General features: G+C 68.8%; 23 protein-coding genes. 15 read left to right on the plus strand and 8 right to left on the minus strand.

Going from position 1 to position 18597, the window contains the following annotated elements; translation table 11 throughout:
• Nucleotides 1–5: 5 nt before the first annotated feature.
• From hflC to AC1D2O_RS27180, 5 genes are all read left to right on the plus strand, one after another.
• Nucleotides 6–905: a protease modulator HflC gene (hflC, locus tag AC1D2O_RS27160; RefSeq protein WP_478087554.1), complete on the plus strand. Its 900-nt coding sequence runs from the start codon at nt 6–8 to the stop codon at nt 903–905.
• 16 nt (nt 906–921) lie between these two features.
• Entirely contained in the window at nt 922–1110 is a 189-nt protein-coding gene (locus tag AC1D2O_RS27165; RefSeq protein WP_478158206.1) for a DUF2065 domain-containing protein, read from the plus strand.
• A 130-nt stretch (nt 1111–1240) separates the two neighbouring features.
• On the plus strand, nt 1241–2410 hold the full coding sequence (locus AC1D2O_RS27170; RefSeq protein ID WP_478090350.1) for an ATP phosphoribosyltransferase regulatory subunit: 1170 nt from the start codon (nt 1241–1243) through the stop codon (nt 2408–2410).
• 18 nt (nt 2411–2428) lie between these two features.
• Complete coding sequence (locus AC1D2O_RS27175; protein ID WP_478158207.1) at nt 2429–3760, plus strand: adenylosuccinate synthase; 1332 nt, start codon at nt 2429–2431, stop codon at nt 3758–3760.
• A gap of 28 nt (nt 3761–3788) precedes the next feature.
• Entirely contained in the window at nt 3789–4313 is a 525-nt protein-coding gene (locus tag AC1D2O_RS27180) for a phosphoribosyltransferase (protein WP_442288078.1), read from the plus strand.
• A gap of 16 nt (nt 4314–4329) precedes the next feature.
• Here AC1D2O_RS27180 and AC1D2O_RS27185 read toward each other — a convergent pair whose 3' ends face one another.
• The gene (locus tag AC1D2O_RS27185) at nt 4330–4767 is read right to left on the minus strand and encodes a VOC family protein (RefSeq protein ID WP_478090348.1); all 438 of its coding nucleotides are present in this window, start codon (nt 4765–4767) and stop codon (nt 4330–4332) included.
• Nucleotides 4768–4908: 141 nt separating this feature from the next.
• Between AC1D2O_RS27185 and AC1D2O_RS27190 the strand changes: the two genes are divergently transcribed.
• Nucleotides 4909–6102, plus strand: coding sequence for a PLP-dependent transferase (locus AC1D2O_RS27190; RefSeq protein WP_478090347.1), 1194 nt, complete (start codon nt 4909–4911; stop codon nt 6100–6102).
• A gap of 70 nt (nt 6103–6172) precedes the next feature.
• The gene (locus AC1D2O_RS27195) at nt 6173–6376 is read left to right on the plus strand and encodes a hypothetical protein (RefSeq protein ID WP_055796387.1); all 204 of its coding nucleotides are present in this window, start codon (nt 6173–6175) and stop codon (nt 6374–6376) included.
• A gap of 72 nt (nt 6377–6448) precedes the next feature.
• Here AC1D2O_RS27195 and AC1D2O_RS27200 read toward each other — a convergent pair whose 3' ends face one another.
• Complete coding sequence (locus AC1D2O_RS27200) at nt 6449–7153, minus strand: arylesterase (RefSeq protein ID WP_478090346.1); 705 nt, start codon at nt 7151–7153, stop codon at nt 6449–6451.
• On the opposite strand from AC1D2O_RS27200, the gene AC1D2O_RS27205 reads away from it, so the two are divergent.
• Genes AC1D2O_RS27205 through rlmB form a run of 3 tightly spaced genes read left to right on the plus strand, consistent with a single transcriptional unit; the run spans nt 7116 to nt 8816 of the window.
• Entirely contained in the window at nt 7116–7826 is a 711-nt protein-coding gene (locus AC1D2O_RS27205) for an ABC transporter ATP-binding protein (protein ID WP_478090345.1), read from the plus strand. The genes AC1D2O_RS27200 and AC1D2O_RS27205 overlap by 38 nt on opposite strands.
• A 23-nt stretch (nt 7827–7849) precedes the next feature.
• Nucleotides 7850–8035 (plus strand): hypothetical protein, encoded by a 186-nt coding sequence (locus AC1D2O_RS27210; protein WP_478090344.1) that lies wholly within the window; start codon nt 7850–7852, stop codon nt 8033–8035.
• A gap of 37 nt (nt 8036–8072) precedes the next feature.
• Complete coding sequence (rlmB, locus tag AC1D2O_RS27215; RefSeq protein ID WP_478090343.1) at nt 8073–8816, plus strand: 23S rRNA (guanosine(2251)-2'-O)-methyltransferase RlmB; 744 nt, start codon at nt 8073–8075, stop codon at nt 8814–8816.
• Between the two features lie 121 nt (nt 8817–8937).
• Here rlmB and AC1D2O_RS27220 read toward each other — a convergent pair whose 3' ends face one another.
• From AC1D2O_RS27220 to AC1D2O_RS27235, 4 genes are read right to left on the minus strand one after another with little or no spacing between them, the layout of a single operon-like run.
• Nucleotides 8938–9414: a DUF3237 domain-containing protein gene (locus AC1D2O_RS27220; RefSeq protein WP_478090342.1), complete on the minus strand. Its 477-nt coding sequence runs from the start codon at nt 9412–9414 to the stop codon at nt 8938–8940.
• Entirely contained in the window at nt 9411–10376 is a 966-nt protein-coding gene (locus AC1D2O_RS27225; protein WP_478090341.1) for an aldo/keto reductase, read from the minus strand. Before AC1D2O_RS27225 ends, AC1D2O_RS27220 begins: the two co-directional genes overlap by 4 nt.
• Nucleotides 10377–10397: 21 nt before the next feature.
• On the minus strand, nt 10398–10997 hold the full coding sequence (locus AC1D2O_RS27230) for a chromate transporter (protein WP_478090340.1): 600 nt from the start codon (nt 10995–10997) through the stop codon (nt 10398–10400).
• Entirely contained in the window at nt 10994–11578 is a 585-nt protein-coding gene (locus AC1D2O_RS27235) for a chromate transporter (protein ID WP_478158208.1), read from the minus strand. The genes AC1D2O_RS27230 and AC1D2O_RS27235 overlap by 4 nt, the downstream gene beginning before the upstream one ends.
• Nucleotides 11579–11649: 71 nt before the next feature.
• Between AC1D2O_RS27235 and AC1D2O_RS27240 the strand changes: the two genes are divergently transcribed.
• Complete coding sequence (locus tag AC1D2O_RS27240) at nt 11650–12561, plus strand: YihY/virulence factor BrkB family protein (RefSeq protein WP_478090338.1); 912 nt, start codon at nt 11650–11652, stop codon at nt 12559–12561.
• Nucleotides 12562–12648: 87 nt separating this feature from the next.
• Here the strand turns inward: AC1D2O_RS27240 and AC1D2O_RS27245 are convergent, their stop codons facing one another.
• Nucleotides 12649–14313, minus strand: a complete 1665-nt coding sequence (locus tag AC1D2O_RS27245; RefSeq protein WP_478158209.1) for a methyl-accepting chemotaxis protein — start codon at nt 14311–14313, stop codon at nt 12649–12651.
• 81 nt (nt 14314–14394) lie between these two features.
• Nucleotides 14395–14940 carry a DUF924 family protein gene (locus tag AC1D2O_RS27250; protein WP_478093121.1) on the minus strand — a complete coding sequence of 182 codons (546 nt, stop codon included), beginning with the start codon at nt 14938–14940 and terminating at the stop codon, nt 14395–14397.
• 103 nt (nt 14941–15043) lie between these two features.
• On the opposite strand from AC1D2O_RS27250, the gene AC1D2O_RS27255 reads away from it, so the two are divergent.
• The 4 genes from AC1D2O_RS27255 to AC1D2O_RS27270 all read left to right on the plus strand — a co-directional run bounded on the left by AC1D2O_RS27255 (nt 15044) and on the right by AC1D2O_RS27270 (nt 18593).
• Entirely contained in the window at nt 15044–15493 is a 450-nt protein-coding gene (locus tag AC1D2O_RS27255) for a CHRD domain-containing protein (protein WP_478093123.1), read from the plus strand.
• A gap of 59 nt (nt 15494–15552) precedes the next feature.
• Entirely contained in the window at nt 15553–16761 is a 1209-nt protein-coding gene (locus AC1D2O_RS27260) for a DUF3734 domain-containing protein (protein WP_478093125.1), read from the plus strand.
• Nucleotides 16762–16818: 57 nt separating this feature from the next.
• Nucleotides 16819–17601 (plus strand): 3-hydroxybutyrate dehydrogenase, encoded by a 783-nt coding sequence (locus AC1D2O_RS27265; RefSeq protein ID WP_478093127.1) that lies wholly within the window; start codon nt 16819–16821, stop codon nt 17599–17601.
• Between the two features lie 185 nt (nt 17602–17786).
• On the plus strand, nt 17787–18593 hold the full coding sequence (locus AC1D2O_RS27270) for a substrate-binding domain-containing protein (protein ID WP_478158210.1): 807 nt from the start codon (nt 17787–17789) through the stop codon (nt 18591–18593).
• Nucleotides 18594–18597 lie beyond the last annotated feature (4 nt).

Below are 18597 nucleotides of genomic sequence, written 5' to 3' on the forward strand. Positions count from 1 at the left end.
AGCATATGAACAGAATCGGATTCATCGTCTCGTCGGTCCTGGTGGCGCTCGCGCTGCTGAGTTCCACGCTCTTCGTGGTCGACCAGCGCCAGTTCGGCGTGGTCTACGCGCTCGGCCAGATCAAGGAAGTGATCACCGAGCCGGGCCTGAACTTCAAGCTGCCGCCGCCGTTCCAGAACGTCTCGTACATCGACAAGCGCCTGCTGACGCTGTCGAGCCTGGACCCCGAGCCCATGCTCACGGCSGAGAAGCAGCGCGTGGTGATCGACTGGTACGTGCGCTGGCGCATCAGCAACCCGTCGGAGTACATCCGCAACGTCGGCCTGGACGAGAACGCCGGCGCGGTGCAGCTCAACCGGGTGGTGCGCAACGCCTTCCAGGAGAACATCAACAAGCGCACCGTGCGCGACCTGATCTCGACGCGCCGCGATGCGCTGATGGCCGACGTCCAGCGCGAGGTGCTGGCCGTGGTGAAGGGCGCCAAGCCGTGGGGCGTGGACATCGTCGACGTGCGCATCACGCGGGTCGACTATGTGGAGGCCATCACCGAATCGGTCTACCGCCGCATGGAGGCCGAGCGCAAGCGGGTGGCCAACGAGCTGCGTTCGACCGGTTTCGCGGAGGGCGAAAAGATCCGCGCCGACGCCGACCGCCAGCGCGAGGTGATCGTGGCCAATGCCTACCGCGACGCGCAGAAGATCAAGGGCGAGGGCGATGGCCGTGCCGCCGGCATCTATGCCGAGGCCTTCGGCCGCGATCCGCAGTTCGCGCTGTTCTATCGCAGCCTGGACGCCTACAAGCAGAGCTTCAACAAGAAGAGCGACGTGCTGGTGCTGGACCCCTCGTCGGACTTCTTCCGGGCGATGCAGGGCTCCGGCTCGGGCAGCAACGCACCGCGTCGCTGAGCACGGCCGCCGTCAAGTGGACAGCGACACCTTCTGGAGCGCGCTGGCCCTGGTCCTGGTGATCGAGGGCCTGCTGCCACTCCTTTCTCCGGGCGGCTGGCGGCGCGGCTTCGGCCAGCTCATGCAACTGCGCGACGGCCAGCTGCGATTCTTCGGCCTGTGCAGCATTCTTCTGGGCCTGATCCTGCTTTGGCTCCTGGCGTGAACGCGCCCCCACGCTTCCTCACTGCGTGCGGTCGCTGCCCCCCGAGGGGGCCGCAGCCGTCTTGGGGCGGCCGGGCGCCGGCCTGACGCGCACCCGGTAGAATCCCGGTTTAACCACGCCCCCGATCTCCATGTCCGCCTGGGTCCTCCCGGATCACATTGCCGATGTGCTGCCTTCCGAGGCGCGCCACATCGAAGAACTTCGACGCCAGCTGCTCGACACCGCCCGTGGCTATGGCTACGAGCTGGTGATGCCGCCGCTGCTCGAGCATCTCGAATCCCTCCTGTCCGGTACCGGCGAAGCGCTCGACCTGCAGACCTTCAAGCTGGTCGACCAGCTGTCGGGACGCAGCATGGGTCTGCGCGCCGACACCACGCCGCAGGTCGCGCGCATCGATGCCCATCTGCTCAACCGTGCGGGCGTAGCGCGCCTGTGCTACTGCGGTCCGGTGGTCCACACCCGGCCCGACCGCCCGCACGCGACGCGCGAGCCGCTGCAGTTCGGCGCCGAGATCTACGGCCATGCGGGGCTCGAAGCCGACACCGAGATCCTGCGCCTGGCGCTCGATTGCCTGCGGGCGGCCGGCGTGACCGGGCGGCCGCAAGCGCCGGTGATCGTCGACCTGGCGGACGTCCGCATCGTGGACTCGCTGTTTGCCGGCGTGCCGGTGGATGCGGCCATGATCGCGCGCGTTCATGCGGCACTGGCGGCCAAGGACGCGAGCACGCTGCGCGAGCTCACGGCCGCTTTTCCGGCGCCTTCGCGAGAAGGCCTGCTGGCCCTCGTGCAGCTCTACGGCGATGCGTCGGTGCTCGACGAAGCGGCCCGGGTGCTGCCCGACAGCCCCGGCATCCGGGCGGCACTGTCCGACCTGAAGCAACTCGCCGGCCGCCTGGACGGCGCGCGCGTCAGCTTCGACCTGGCCGACCTGCGCGGCTACGCCTATTACAGCGGCATGCGCTTCGGCATCTACACCGACGGCGCCAGCGACTCGCTGGTGCGCGGCGGGCGCTACGACGAGGTGGGGGCGGTGTTCGGCCGCAACCGTCCGGCCGTCGGCTTCAGCCTCGACCTCCGCGAGCTGGTCGCGGCGCTGCCGGCGCGGCCGTTGCGGGCCGCGATCCGGGCGCCCTGGAGCGATGCCGAAGCGCTCAACAAGGCCATCGCCGCACTGCGCGGCGAGGGCGAGACCGTGGTCTGCGTGCTGCCGGGCCACGACAGCGAGATCGACGAATTCCATTGCGACCGCGAGCTCGTCGAATCCGGCGGCCAATGGCGCGTGCAAGCCATCCGAATTTGATCTGAGAAGAGAGTCATCATGAGCGTTACCACCGGAAGAAACGTGGTCGTCGTCGGTACCCAGTGGGGCGACGAGGGCAAGGGCAAACTGGTCGACTGGCTGACCGAGAGCGCACAGGGCGTGGTGCGCTTCCAGGGCGGCCACAATGCCGGCCACACGCTGGTCATCAACGGCGTCAAGACCGCGCTGCACCTGATCCCCAGCGGCATCATGCGGCCCGGCGTCAAGTGCTACATCGGCAACGGCGTGGTGGTCTCGGCGGCCAAGCTGTTCGAGGAGATCGAAGGCCTCGAGAAGGCCGGCGTCGAGGTCCGTTCGCGGCTGCGCGTCAGCGAGGCCTGCCCGCTGATCCTGCCGTTCCACGCGGCGCTCGACATCGCGCGCGAGGCCTACCGCGAGAAGGGCGGCATCGAGAAGATCGGCACCACCGGCCGCGGCATCGGCCCGGCCTACGAGGACAAGATCGCGCGCCGCGCGCTGCGCGTGCAGGACCTGAAGCACCCCGAGCGCTTCGCCACCAAGCTGCGTGTGTTGCTGGAGCTGCACAACCATGTGCTGACCCAGGTGCTGAGCGCGCCGGCGATCGACTTCGACACGGTCTACGACGAGGCCATGCGCCACGCCGAACTGCTCAAGCCGATGATGGCCGACGTCTCGCGCGAGCTCAACGACGCGCACCGCGCGGGCGCCAACCTGCTGTTCGAGGGCGCGCAGGGCACCCTGCTCGACGTCGACCACGGCACCTATCCGTATGTGACCTCCAGCAACTGCGTGGCCGGCAATGCGGCGGCCGGTTCGGGGGTCGGGCCCGGCATGCTCCATTACGTGCTCGGCATCACCAAGGCCTACTGCACGCGCGTCGGCGGCGGCCCGTTTCCGACCGAACTCGACTGGGCCACGCCCGGTACCGTCGGCTATCACCTGAGCACCGTGGGCGCCGAGAAGGGCGTGACCACGGGACGCAGCCGCCGCTGCGGCTGGTTCGACGCCGCGCTGCTCAAGCGCTCGGCACAGGTCAACGGCCTGAGCGGCCTGTGCATCACCAAGCTCGACGTCCTCGACGGCCTCGAAGAGCTGCAGCTGTGCACCGGCTACCAGCTAGACGGCGAGTACACCGACATCCTGCCGATGGGCGCCGACGAGATCGAGCGCTGCACGCCGGTCTACGAGAAGCTCGAAGGCTGGACCGACAGCACCGTGGGCGTGACCCAGTACGACAAGTTGCCGATCAATGCGCGGCTGTACCTGCAGCGCATCGAGCAGGTCACGGGGGTGCCGATCCACATGGTGTCGACCAGCCCCGATCGCGATCACACGATCATGATGCGCCACCCCTATCTCGCCGATTGACCCACCACCCCCGCTGGAGCCCAGACCCATGTTGACCGAAGACGGCAAGCACCTCTACGTGAGCTACGACGAGTACCACAACCTGATCGAGAAGCTCGCGATCAAGGTGCATCAGTCAGGCTGGCATTTCGACACCATCCTGTGCCTGGCGCGCGGCGGCCTGCGGCCGGGCGACGTGCTGTCGCGGATCTTCGACAAGCCGCTGGCGATCATGTCGACCAGCTCGTACCGGGCCGACGCCGGCACGGTGCAGGGCCACCTCGATATCGCGCGCTTCATCACCACGCCCAAGGGCGAGATCGCGGGCAAGGTGCTCCTGGTCGACGACCTCGCGGATTCGGGCCACACGCTGCACGCCGTGGTGGAGCAGCTCAAGAGCAACTACAAGCCCATCACCGAGCTGCGCAGCGCGGTGCTCTGGACCAAGGCGCTGTCGACCTTCACGCCGGACTATTCGGTGGAGTTCCTGCAGACCAATCCGTGGATTCATCAGCCCTTCGAGGGCTACGACTCGCTGGGTGCCGAGAAGCTGCTCGAGAAATGGTCGGTCTGATTCAGGCCGGCCGGTCTCATTTGAGCTCTTCCGTGTAGCGCTTCTGCATTTCGTCGGTCGCCACCTCCTCGATGGCATGGCCGACGTTCCAGCGGTGGCCGAAGGGGCAGCGGAAGGTGCCCGAGCGCTCGCCGTAGAAGTGATCCTCGACCGGCATTTCCAGCGTCGCGCCTGCCTTCAGCGCCCGTTCCACCAGCGCGTCGGCGTTGTCCACGTGAAGGTGCAGCGTGACCGGCGTGGCGCCGATCGTGGTGGCGCTCCGGATGCCGTATTCCGGGAACTCGTCGCACAGCATCACGATGGTGCCGCCGAAGTCGAGCTCGGCGTGGCCGATGCGGCCGCTGGGCTCGGCCAGCCGGAATTTTTCGGTGGCGCCGAAGACCTCGCCGTAGAAGGCGATGGCGGCAGCCGTGTCATTCACGCAGAGGTAGGGGAACAGTTCATGGACGGTCATCCTGGGGTCCTCGATGAAGCGGAGTGGGTGCGATTCTGGACCTGCCCGCGCCGGTTGTATCGAACGAATTTGGGGATGCGCGTCAGCAGCATGCCTTCCATTGTCCGCGCTGGTGCCGACCCGGTCGACTAGCATGGAGGGATGCGAAAGCCCATCACCGACCTGATCCATCATCCCTACCTGCCACCGGCCCATTTTTCGGCGCCCCAGCCCGGCGTCTTCAAGGCCTCGACTGTCTTCTTCGCCAACGTCGCCGCGATGCGCGCGCGCGATTGGAGGACCAAGGCCGGCTACACCTACGGACTGCACGGCACGCCGACCACCTTCACGCTCGAGGAGCGGCTCGCCACGCTGGAGGGCGGCACCGAATGCCTGCTGGTGCCCAGCGGGCTGGCGGCGATCGCGCTGGTGTCGTTCGCGCTGCTGAAGACCGGCGACGAGGTGCTGATCCCGGACAACGCCTATGGCCCGAACAAGGCGCTGGCCACCGGCGAGCTGGCCAACTTCGGCATCACCCATCGGCTCTACGACGCGATGAACCCGGCCGATCTCGCGGCCAAGCTGTCGGACCGCACCAAGCTGGTCTGGGTGGAGGCGGCCGGCTCGGTCACGATGGAGTTCCCGGACCTGCCGGCGCTGGTCGACATCTGCCGGGCGCGCGGCGTGGTGAGCGTGCTGGACAACACCTGGGGCGCCGGCCTGGCCTTCGCGCCCTTCGATTTCAATGGCAGCGGGCAGGGCGTCGACATCTCGGTCCATGCGCTCACCAAATACCCGAGCGGCGGTGGCGATGTCCTGATGGGCAGCGTGGTCACCCGCGACGAGCGCCTGCACCGCGCGCTCAAGCTCACGCACATGCGCATGGGCTTCGGCATCGGGGTCGGCGATGTCGAGACCCTGCTGCGCTCGCTGCCGAGCATGGCGCTGCGGTACGAGGCGCACGACCGGAGCGCGCGCGAGCTCGCCCGCTGCCTCGAAGGCCGGGCCGAGGTCGCGCAGGTGCTGCACCCGGCGCTCGAGGGCTCGCCCGGACATGCGCACTGGCTGCGGCTCTGCGGGGCGACCGACCTTGCGGCGGGCCTGTTCTCGGTGGTGTTCGACGCCCGCTATGGCAGCGAGCAGATCGATCGCTTTTGCGACAGCCTGGCGCTGTTCCGGCTCGGCTATTCCTGGGGCGGGCCGATCAGCCTGGTGGTGCCCTACGACATCGGTCTCATGCGCGATGCGGCGGTCGCCCGCTGGCCCCACAAGGGCACGCTGGTGCGCTTCTCGATCGGCCTGGAGGACGTGGACGACCTGCGCGCCGATCTCGAACAGGCCCTCGCGGCGCTCTGAGGCGCCCTCGATATCGCGTACAGTCTGACCATGTGCAGTCACCGTGACTGTCTCGCCCGAAGGAGAAGCAGTGGCAACACCAAATTACGGCTACGAAAAGCGCCAGAAAGAACTGGCAAAGAAGAAGAAGAAGGAAGAGAAACTGCGGGAAAAGGCCAACCGCAAGCTCAGCCCCAGCAGTGACGGGCTGGCCCCGGGGGACCCTGAAACCGACGTCGCATCGCTGGAACGCGATCCGCCGACGGTGCCCGAACTGCCCACCAAGAACGGCTGAGCCGTTCCGGCGTCGACCTTTGAAGAGCCGCCGCGGCCATGCGCCGCGGCGGCTTTTTGCTTGATCGGTGGCTCACTTGGGCAGCATCTTGCGCAATGCGGGCCAGATGTTGTCGAGCATGCGCGGCTGCGCGGCCGCGGTCGGGTGGATGCGATCGGCCTGGAACAGCACCGCGGCGTCGGGCCCGTCCGCGACGCCCTTCAGGAGAAAGGGCACCAGCGGCGCCTTCGTCGCGGCCGCCACCTTGGTGAACAGTGCCTCGAAGCGGCGCGTGTAGTCGCTGCCGTAGTTCGGCGGCACCTGGATGCCGACCAGCAGCACCTGGGCGCCCGCGGCCTGCGCGGCCCGGGTCATCTGCAGCAGGTTGTCCTCGGTGCTCGCCAGCGGGAGGCCGCGCAGCGCGTCGTTGGCGCCCAGCTCGAGCACCACATGGGTCGGCTGGTGCTGCGCCAGGAGGTTGGGCAGGCGGGCCCGGCCGCCCGCGCTGGTGTCGCCGCTGATGCTGGCGTTGACCACCGTGGCTGCGACCTTCTGCTGCGTGAGGCGCTGGTCGAGCAGGGGCACCCAGCCTTCGCCGCGCTTGAGGCCGTACTCGGCCGACAGCGAATCGCCGACCACCAGGATCACGGCTTGCTTGCCGGGCGCGGCCTGCGCTTCGGCGGCCAGCCATGACCCCGCATTCGCGGCCAGGGTGCCGCTCAAGATAAAGTGACGTCGATTCACCACGCGAAACCTTTCAATGTCCTCACTCCGAACCGATGACCGAGCCGATGCCATCGTTGCCGTCGAGCATGTCTTCAAGTCCGTCACCGATTCCACCGGAACGCTGGACATTCTGCAGGACATCGATTTCACCCTGGGCGCGAAGGAGACGGCGGCGATCGTCGGCGCCTCGGGCTCGGGCAAGAGCACGCTGCTGTCGATCGTCGCCGGCCTCGACACGCCCACCCGCGGCACCGTCAGGCTGGGCGGCGAGGACCTGTTCGCGATCGACGAAGACGAGCGCGCGGCCTTGCGGGCCCAGAAAGTCGGCTTCGTGTTCCAGAGTTTCCAGCTGCTCGGCAACCTGAGCGCGCTCGAGAACGTGATGCTGCCACTCGAGCTGGCCGATCGCAAGGATGCCCGCAAGGCGGCCACCGAGATGCTCGGCCGCGTCGGCCTGGGCCAGCGCCTGGGCCACTATCCCAAGGTGCTGTCGGGCGGCGAGCAGCAGCGGGTGGCACTGGCCCGGGCCTTCGTGGTCCAGCCGGCGCTGCTGTTGGCCGACGAACCCACCGGCAGCCTGGATTTCGCCACCGGCGAGCAGGTCATGCGGCTGATGTTCGACCTCAACCGCGAACTGGGCACCACGCTCGTGCTCGTGACGCACGACCGCGGCATTGCCGCCCAGTGCGAACGCAAGATCACGATCGAGGCGGGGCGCGTGGCGCTCGACGGGCGCAGTACCTGAGCGCCATCAGGGGGATCACGGCCATGCGGAAACCCTCATCCGACAGCGAAGACGAGGAAGACACTGCGTTCGGCGGGCTGGCGCCCCGCGGCGGGCCGGAGCCCGACCCCGGGCGTGGTGGCGGGCCGCGCCGGTGGCGCGTGGCGGCGGCCGTCCTGGCCATCGTCGTGGTCGTTGTCGCCCTGTGGTATTTCGGCGGCCGGTCCTGACGCGGGCAGCGTGCCCCGGGGGCTCGATAATCCCCCCATGTCTTCTCCCAAAGTGATCTTCGGCTTCCATGCCGTGGGCGTGCGCATCAAGACCGCGCCGAAATCGGTGATCGAGGTGCTGTTCGATGCCAGCCGGCGCGATGCGCGCATGCGGCAGTTCGTCGCCCGTGCGCAGGACGCCGGCGTGCGGCTCGTCGAGGCCGACGGCCTGCGCCTGTCCAAGCTCAGCGGCAGCCACGGCCACCAGGGCGTGGCCGCGCGCGTCGAGCCCGTGGCCCAGACCCATTCGATCGACGAGCTCCTCGAGGGCCTCGAAGCCGCAGGCACCGTGCCCCTGCTGCTGGTGCTCGACGGCGTGACCGACCCGCACAACCTGGGCGCCTGCCTGCGCGTGGCCGACGGCGCGGGGGCCCATGCGGTGATCGCACCGAAAGACCATGCCGCCGGCATCAACGCCACCGTGGCCAAGGTGGCGAGCGGGGCGGCCGAGACCGTGCCCTATTTCATGGTGACCAACCTGGCACGCACCCTCGGCGAGCTCAAGGAGCGCAACATCTGGTGCGTGGGCACCAGCGACGACGCGCCCGGCACGCTGTACCAGTGCGACCTGAAGCGCCCCCTCGCGATGGTGCTGGGTGCCGAGGGCGAGGGTATGCGGCAACTCACCCGCAAGACCTGCGACGAGCTGGTGAGCATTCCGATGGCGGGCGCGGTCGAAAGCCTCAACGTCTCGGTGGCCAGCGGCATCTGCCTCTACGAAGCCATGCGCCAAAGAGCATAGGCTCGCCCCCAGGTTGGGCTCACTTCGTGTAGCCCGCCCACCCCCTACCGGGGGCAACACCAGCGGCCCGGCGGAGCCGGTTCCGCGGTGTTTCCCGAAAAGGCCTGGCTGCGCCGGCCGGTTAGGGGAGGGTGAAGAAGCGCATCACGACCTGGGCGGGATGCCGCACGCCGACGCCGACGAACATGCGCTCGGCGATCCAGCCCAGGGCCGGGGAAGAGGTCTCGAAGCGCGGATTGCAGCGGAAATAGACCTGGGCCGGGTCGACCGGCTCGCCGCGCAGCAGCTTGGCCATGACCTCGGCCGGCGCCGAGCGGACCGCGTGGTTCTGCACGTAGATCAGGTCGCCGGCGTCGGTTTCCAGGCCGTAGCGGGCGTCGAGCTCGGACAGCGTTTCGCTCACGATCAGCTGGAAATCGGTGCCGCCGGGCAGGACCCGCGCGGTCCAGCCGTTGCCGCGGGCCTCCCCGCCGGTGATCGGGACCAGTCGCCGCGTGCCGCGCGGGCCATGGCTCAGGATCTGGGGCTGGCCGACTTCGACCGTCAGGTCGGCGAAATACGCGAGTGCCGGCGCTGCCAGCGGATCGATCGAATTCATGGGGAGACGGTTTCGGTGCTGGCCGCGTCCAGCGCTGCGACCGTTTCGGGCGCCAGACGCAGCGTGGCGGCCGCCACCAGTTCGTCGAGCTGCTTCATCGAGGTGGCGCTGGCGATCGGAGCGGTGATCGCGGGCCGCGCGATCTGCCATGCGATCGCCACCTGGCCCATCGTCGCGCCCTGGGCCTTGGCGGCGGCGTCGAGCGCGTCGAGGATGCGCAGCCCGCGCGGGTTCAGGTACTTCTTCGTCGTGCTGGCACCGCGCGCGCTTTTGGCGGCATCGGCCTCGGTGCGGTACTTGCCCGTGAGGAAGCCGGCCGCGAGGGCGTAGAAATTGATCACGCCGACACCGCGCTCGAGGCACAGCGGCTCCAGTGCGTCCTCGAACACGGCGCGGTCATAGAGGTTGTAGAGCGGCTGCAGGCTCTCGTAGCGCGGCAGCCCCTGTTTCTCGGCGACGTCCAGCGCCTCGGCCAGGCGCGGCGCGCTGAAGTTCGAGGCCCCGATCGCGCGAACCTTGCCGGCCTGGATCAGCGCGGCAAAGGCCTCGGCCGTGTCCGAGAGCGGTGTTTCCGGGTCGTCGTCGTGCGACTGGTAGAGGTCGATGTGGTCGGTCTTGAGGCGCCGCAGCGACGCGTCCACTGCCTCGCGGATGTAGGCCGGCGAGAGCCCCTTCTTGCCTTCCCCCATCGGCTTGCCGAGCTTGGTCGCGAGCACGATCCGGTTGCGCTTGCCGGTCTGCCGGAGCCACTTGCCGATGAGGGTTTCGGATTCGCCGCCGCTGTGGCCCGGCACCCAGCTCGAATAGACATCCGCGGTGTCGACGAAGTTGAAGCCCGCGTCGAGCCAGGCGTCGAGCAGCCGGAACGAGAGTGCCTCGTCCACGGTCCAGCCGAAGACGTTGCCGCCGAATGCCAGCGGGGAGACTTGCAGGCCGGAGCGGCCGAGGGGTCGAAGTTGCATGGAACAGCCTTTGTGGGTGAATCAGACGAAACCGAGGGCGCCGAGCAGCGCGCCGGCCCCCAGCAGCCACAGCAGGTGGATGCGGGTTCGCCAGACGATAAACGCCGCCACGCCGGTCAACAGCCACAGGTGCCAGGCGGGCGCGTTGCCGGCGTGGTTACCCGCGGCCAGCACCCAGCCGGTGGCGACCAGCAGGCCGATGACGACGGGCGCCATGCCCTGCTTGAAAGCGCGCACCTCGCGCCGCGAGCGGTTGCGATGGCCCCAGCGGGTCGCGAAGTAGGTCAGGGTGGTGCTGGGCAGCATGATGCCGACCATCGTGACCGCCAGGCCCAGGAGGCCGAGCAGCCACGCCTGGGGGCCGGCGCCGATGCCGCCGCCGGCATTCAGGCCGACGTTCCAGCCCATCAGCGCGACGAACAGCACGTTGGGGCCCGGCGCGGCCTGGGCGATCGCGACCGAGGAACTGAACTGGGCGTCGCTGAGCCAGCCGTGGTCGCTCACCAGGTAGCGGTGCATGTCGGGCACGGTGGTGATGGCGCCGCTGATCGACAGCAGCGAGAGCATCATGTACTGGGCGAACAGGGACAGCCAGTCCTGCCAGTGCATCGCGATGGTCATTCAGCAATCTTCCGCCAGGTCCAGACGCAGGCCACGCCGCCGACCGCCAGCAGCACCCAGCCGAGCGGGATGTGGGCCAGCGCGATGGCGGCGAACACCAGCGCCGCCAGTGCCAGGCAGGCGCCGAAGCCGAGCGGATGCCGGCGCAACTGGGGAATCAGCTTGATGCCGGTGGCGGCGATCAGCCCGCCGGCCACCGCGCCCATGCCGCGCAGGGCGCCGGCCACCTCGGGATTCGCCGCGAAGCGGGCATAGGCCACCGCCAGCACGAGGATCACGCCGAGCGGCACGAGCAGCATGCCGGCCACGGCCGCGATCGCGCCGCGCAGGCCGAAATGGCGGTCGCCGATCATCAGCGCCAGGTTGATGACGTTGGGTCCCGGCAGCACCTGGGCCACGGCCCAGTCCTCGAGGAATTCGTCGGCGGTGAGCCAGCGCTTCTTCTCGACCATCTCGCGCTGGACGATGGCGAGGACGCCGCCGAAGCCCTGCAGTGCGAGCCAGGTGAATGAAACGAACAGGTCGCGCGGAGACTGGGGTCGGGGGCGGTCGGTCGCCGCAGGAGGAGATGCCGGGTGCATGTGCCGCGATTATCGTGGGCCGGCCTCTTCGGCGCGACGCGGGCCCGCCTGGTTGCTGCGAAACTCCGGCCATGAACGCACGCGCGGTTTTCGATCTCTTCAAGCAGTCCGTGGCCTCGTGGCGGGCCGACTACGCCCCCAGCATGGGCGCCGCGCTGGCCTACTACACGGTGTTCTCCGTGGCGCCGCTGATCCTGATCGTGATCTCGGTGGTCGGCCTGGTGTTCGGCCAGGAGGCCGCGCGCGGCGAGATCCTCGATCAGCTCTCCGAGCTGATGGGGGCCGAAGGCGCGAGGGCGGTCCAGGCGATGCTGGAAGCACTCAACAAGCCGACCCAGGGCATCGTCGGCACGGTGGTCGGCATCGGCCTGCTGGTGATCGGTGCGACCACGGTGTTCGGCGAACTGCAGGACGCCTTCGACCGCATCTGGCGGGCGCCGGCGCGCGACGAGAGCGGCGGGCTGCTGTCGCTCATGCGCACGCGGCTGCTCTCGTTCAGCATGATCATGGGGATCGGCTTCCTGCTGATCGTGTCGCTGGTGGTCAACGCGGCACTGGCAGCCCTGGGCGAATGGTGGGCGCCGCTCTTCGGCGGCTGGGCCACCCTGGCGCAGAACGTCAATTCGGCCTTCGGCTTCGTGACGGTGACGGTGGGCTTCGCGATGATCTTCAAGGTCATGCCGCGCGCGAGCGTGCAGTGGCGCGACGTGTGGGTGGGCGCGGCCGTGACCGCCGTGCTGTTCACCGTCGGCAAGTACCTGATCGGCCTGTACATCGGCACCACCGGCATCGCGTCAGGCTATGGGGCCGCCGGTTCGCTGGTGGTGGTGCTGGTGTGGGTCTACTACTCGGCGCAGATCTTCCTGCTGGGGGTCGAGTTCACCTGGGTCTATGCGCACACCTACGGGTCGCTCAAGGGCGTTCCCCGGCCCGCGCCCGGGCGTTCGCCGATGCGGACCGACGAGCCGGGCAAGGCGACCTGACCTGACCTGACCCCCACGCTCCGTCACTTCGTGTAGTCGCTGCCCCCCGAGGGGGCCGCGGCCGCCTTGGGGCGGCCCGGCGCCGGCCTAGAACTCTTCCCAGTCGCCCGCCGGGGCGGCCGCGCTGGCGGCCGTGGCCGACGGGCGCCGGGGCGCCTCGGCCTTGGCGGGCTGCGCCGGCGATCGGCGCACCGGGGCCGCCGCCGGGCGCGAATGCCCGAGCTTGAAGACGCTGACCGCGCGCGACAGCTGGCTCGCCTGATCCTGCAGGGAGCCCGCCGCCGCGCTCGCCTGTTCCACCAGCGCCGCGTTCTGCTGCGTCACCTGGTCCATCTGCGTGATCGCCTGGTTGATCTGCTCGATCCCCGAGGTCTGCTCCTGGCTCGCCGCCGTGATCTCGCCCATGATGTCCGTCACGCGCTTCACGCTGTCCACGATCTCTTCCATCGTCCGGCCCGCTTCCGCCACCTGCTTGCTGCCTTCCTCGACCTTGTCCACCGAGTCCCCGATCAACGTCTTGATCTCCTTGGCCGCCGCCGCCGAGCGCTGCGCCAGGCTGCGCACTTCCGACGCCACCACCGCGAAGCCCCGGCCCTGCTCGCCGGCGCGCGCGGCTTCCACCGCCGCGTTCAGCGCCAGGATGTTGGTCTGGAAGGCGATGCCGTCGATCACGCCGATGATGTCCACGATCTTGCGCGAGGAGGCGTTGATCGAGCCCATGGTGTCCACCACCTGGCCCACCACGCTGCCGCCCCGCACCGCCACCTCGGAGGCCGAGACCGCCAGCTGGTTGGCCTGCCGCGCGTTGTCGGCGTTCTGCTTCACCGTGCTCGTGAGCTCTTCCATCGAGGCCGCCGTCTCTTCCAGCGAACTGGCCTGCTCTTCGGTACGTGACGACAGGTCCTGGTTGCCGGTGGCGATCTGGCCCGAGGCGGTCGCAATGGTGTCGGTGCCCTGGTGCACTTCGCCCACGATCTTCACCAGGCTGTCGTTCATGTCCTTGAGCGCTTGCAGCAATTGCCCGGTCTCGTCGCGCGTGCCGGCCTCGATGCGGCCGGTCAGGTCGCCGCCGGCCACCGTCTGCGCCACCCGCACGGCGCGGCCCAGCGGCCGTGTGATGCCGATCGCCAGCCACCAGGCGCAGAGCCCGCCCAGGCCCAGCACCAGGGCTCCGAGCGCCAGCAGCAGGTTGCGGCTGGCCCGGTAGTCGGCGCCGATCTGGATCACCGTGCCGTCGATCGTTTGCCGCTGCATCTCGAGCAATTGCTGGACGTTGTCCAGGTAGACCTTGGCGGTGGGCATGAACTGGCGCTCCAGCGCCCGGGTGGCATCCTCCATCGTGCCCTCGGCCTTTGCCTTGACCACGGCGTCGCGCCCCTCGAGGTACTTCGTCCGCACGTCCTGGAAATTCTTCCACAGCAGCTTTTCCTCGTCACTGACCAGCAGCGGCTCGAGTTGCTTCTGCAGTGCCTGCGCCTCCTTGGTGGAGTTCGCGGCCTCCTCGGCGAAGAAGGGGCCGAGCGACGGGTCGGCGCTCTTGGCGATCGCGGTGGTCCGGCGCACACCGACCGCGACCAGCCGGTACCAGTCGCTGATCATTCGTTCCTTGGCCAGCGGCTGGCTGGTGATCTCCTCGGCGGAGGCAGTCACCGCCTGCAGGCGCCAGATGCCGAGTGCCGTCATCAGCGCCATCAGCGCCAGCACCATGCCAAAACCCAATCCCAGGCGGGTGCCGATCTTCAAGTGTTTCACGTGCGTTCCTCGTTGCCGGACAGTCCGACTGTCAGAGGGATATCGGCAACTGCGCGGAAAAATGAAGGCCGTCCTGCCCGTTCAGCCGGCGAAGCCCCCGTCGTCGAGGAACTGCTGCTCCGGCGGCGTGTTGCTGCGCCCCAGGACCTGGTTGCGATGCGGGAAGCGCCCGAAGCGCGCCACGATGTCCCGGTGCAGCACCGCGAAGCGCTGGGTGTTGGGGTCGAGTTCGCCGCACAGCAGCACCGAACGCTCCTGGTCGGCCAGGGACTCGGAGTGCATGAAGGGCATGTAGAAGAAGGGGCGCAGCGCCGGCTCGATCTGCCGGTCCAGGTCGGCGTCGATGGCGGCCTGCGCGATGCCGAGGGCCTTGCCGTCGGTCGCGAACATGTGGCCGCTGCCGCGCCAGGCGTTGCGCGGAAACTGGTCCAGCAGCACCAGCAGCGCCAGTGCGCCTTCGGCATCGGCGGCCCAGTGATCGAGCGCACCGGCGGCGGCGAGGTGGTGCGCGTTCTCGAAGCGGGCCTTGAAGTCGGCATCGAAGGCCTCGCTCTTGGCGAACCAGCGGCGGGGGCCGGCATCGCGCCAGAAGGCGGCGACATCGGCGGCGCAGGGCAGGGCAGTCATGCGCCGGATGATGCCACCGGTCCCGAAAGTCGGGGCGGCGGCCGACATCGCGGGAGCTCGCCCATGCCTAAGCTGAGCGCATCGCAACCCAATGGAGACCCCCATGACACGATACGGAAAACTCTTGCGCCTGGCCCTCGTCGCGGGCGTCGCGACCGCGGCCCTGGCGGGCTGCGGGATGATGTCGAAGTCCAATACCGCGAGCTTCAGCGGTGCCATGAATGCGGCCAGCGAGGTGCCGCCCAACATGACGCGCGGCAGCGGCATGGCCGAGGCCTGGCTGAACAAGGACACCAACGTGCTCAAGTACAAGATCACCTACGAGGGCTTGAGCGGGCCGGCGACCGCCGCGCACTTCCACGGTCCGGCGGCCGCCGGGGCGAACGCCGCCGTCGTGCTGCCCTTCGCGTCGCCAACCAGCCCGATCGAAGGCCAAGCCACGCTGACGCCGGCCCAGGCGGCCGACCTGATGACGGGCAAGTGGTACGCCAACATCCATACGGCGGCCAATCCGGCCGGCGAGATCCGCGGCCAGATGCTGCCGAAGATGTAGCCTGGCGCCCAGGCGCCGGAGCGCGGCGGCGCTGGCGGCGGATGGTGTCAAATGACGCCATGCCCGTCACCAAGAAGCTTCGCCCCGCCGCCCGACCCGCCACTGCGCGGGTCGACATCACGACCGCCAGGAAGGCGCTGGTGCTGCAGGGCGGTGGCGCCCTGGGGGCCTACCAGGCCGGCGTCTATGCGGGCGTGTTCGAGAAGCACAAGACGCTCGACTGGGTGGCCGGCGTGTCGATCGGCGCCGTCAACGCCGCGCTGATCGCGGGCAACGCGCCCGCGATGCGGGGCCGGCGGCTGCGCGAGTTCTGGGACCTGGTCTCCTCGGGCCCCACCCAGCGCCTGCCGGGCTGGTGGGGCGGCGACCGGGCCGCATGGAACCAGTGGAGCGCCGCGGCGGTCGCGATGTTCGGGGTTCCCGGCTTCTTCGAGCCGCGCCGCAACCCGACGCTGCTGCTCGGCGGCGCGGCGCCGCTCTTGAGCTACTACGACACCGCGCCGCTCAAGGCGACGCTCGAGCGGCTGGTGGACTTCGACCGCATCAACCATTGCGAAACCCGCTTCAGCGTGGGGGCGGTCAACGTCCGCACCGGCAACTCGGTCTATTTCGACAACACGGTCCAGCGCATCGGCCCCGAGCACATCATGGCCAGCGGCGCGCTGCCGCCGGGCTTCGCACCGGTGCACATCGACGGCGAGGACTACTGGGACGGCGGCATCGTCTCCAACACGCCGCTGCAGTACGTGCTGGACACGCATCCGCGCAGCGAGCCGCTGATGGTGCTGCAGGTCGACCTGTTCAGTGCCCACGGCGCAATGCCGCGCACGCTCGCCGAGACCATGGAGCGGCAGAAGGACATCACCTACTCGAGCCGCACCCGCATGAACACCGACGCGCTGGCCTCCAACATGAACCTGCAGCAGGCGATCGCCGACCTGATCGGCAAGCTGCCGGAGCCGTTGCGAAAGGACCCCAGCGTGCAGGCCGTGTGCGCCCAGTTGAGCCACGAACCGATCGAGATCGTGCACCTGATCTACCGGGACAAGCCCTACGAACTCGACTCGAAGGACTACGAGTTCTCGCGCGCCTCGGTCGACGAGCACTGGGAGGCCGGGCTGCGCGACATCCGGAACACGCTGGACCATCCCGAGTGGCTCCAGAGCGCTTCTTTGGCGAACGGGGTCACCACGTTCGACCTGACCGAGCCGAATGCCCGGCGCATTCGCCATCCGCTGAACCTGCCGCAGATTCCCGCTGCCCAGTAGCGCGCCCGGCACGCAGATTGCACGCATCCCCCAACTCCGCCACACCAAGGAAAACCCATGCAGCTCAAGGACAAGGTCGCCTTCATCACCGGCTCGGCCAGCGGGATCGGCAAGGAAATCGCCATCGTCTTCGCGCAGGAAGGCGCGAAGATCGTGATCGCCGACCTCAACAAGCAGGCCGCCGATGCCACCGCCGCCGAACTCAAGGCGAGCGGCGCGCAGGCCATCGGCGTCGGCGTCGACGTCACCAGCGAGGAGCAGGTCGACGCGGCCGTCGAGGAGGCTGCCAAAGCCTTCGGCGGCATCGACATCCTGATCAGCAATGCCGGCATCCAGATCGTGCATCCGGTCGAGGAATTCAGCTTCGCCGACTGGAAGAAGATGCTGGCGATCCACCTCGACGGCGCCTTCCTGACCACCAAGGCCTGCCTGAAGCACATGTACGCGCAGGGCCGCGGCGGCAGCGTGATCTACATGGGCTCGGTGCATTCCAAGGAGGCCTCGCTGCTGAAGGCGCCTTATGTCACGGCCAAGCACGGCCTGATCGGGCTGGCCAAGACCGTCGCCAAGGAAGGCGCCAAGTACAACGTGCGCGCCAACGTGATCTGCCCGGGCTTCGTTCGCACGCCGCTGGTCGAGAAGCAGATCCCCGAGCAGGCCAGGACACTCGGCATCACCGAGGAGCAGGTGATCAAGAACGTGATGCTCAAGGAAACGGTCGACGGCGAATTCACCACCACCGACGACGTCGCCCGGGTGGCGCTGATGTTCGCCGCCTTCCCGACCAATGCGCTGACCGGCCAGTCGCTGGTGGTGAGCCACGGCTGGTTCATGCAGTGAGGACGAAACACCCCCGAAGCGCCTGCGGCGCCTCCCCCTCAAGGGGGCGATACCAGCGGCCCGGCAAAGCCGGTTCCGCGGTATCCCTGGCATCGGGCTGAGCCGACGGTTACGCGATCGCGCTGTGGGAAACTGAGCGTGGGCAACGGCGCACCCGGCGCCCGCATGACTCGGAGACCAGGCCCATGACCGCATCCCTTCCTTCTCTCGGCCGGCGCGCCGTGCTCGTCGCTGCCGCGCTGGCGCTCGCAGGCTGCAGCAGCATCGGCCCCAAGCCTGCTGCCACCGACATCCACGTCATGACGTCGGGCGGCTTCACGGCCGCCTACAACGACCTGCGGCCCGGCTTCGAGAAGTCCAGCGGCCACACGGTAAAGACCGCCTACGGCGCCTCGATGGGCAACGCCGGTGACTCGATTCCGAGCCGGCTGGCCCGCGGCGAGCCGGCCGATGTCGTGATCCTCGCGCGGCCGGCGCTCGATGCGCTGGTCGAGCAGGGCAAGGTCGTGCCCGGCAGCCAGGTCGACCTGGTGCGCTCGTCCATCGGCTTCGCGGTGAAGAAGGGGGCGCCCAAGCCCGACATCGGCACGGTCGAGGCGCTCAAGCGCACCTTGATCGCCGCGCCCTCGATTGCCTACTCGGCGAGCGCCAGCGGCACCTACTACGAGACCGAGCTGCTGAAGAACCTGGGCATCGAGGCACAGGTCAAGCCCAAGAGCCGCCGCATCTTGAGCGAGCGCGTCGGCACCGTGGTCGCGCGCGGCGATGYGGCGCTCGGCCTGCAGCAGGTGAGCGAGCTGCTGCCGATCGAGGGCATCGACTACGTGGGCCCGCTGCCGGCCGAGGTCCAGCGCGTGACGGTGTTCTCGGCCGGCATCGCCACCGGGTCGAAGCAGCCCGAGGCGGCCCGCGAATTGATCCGCTACCTGAATTCGCCCGCCGCCGCGCCGACCATCGCCAAGACCGGCCTCGAGCCGCTCGCCGCCCGCTGAGCCG

It is taken from the genome of Variovorax sp. P1_G12, from assembly GCF_056405555.1.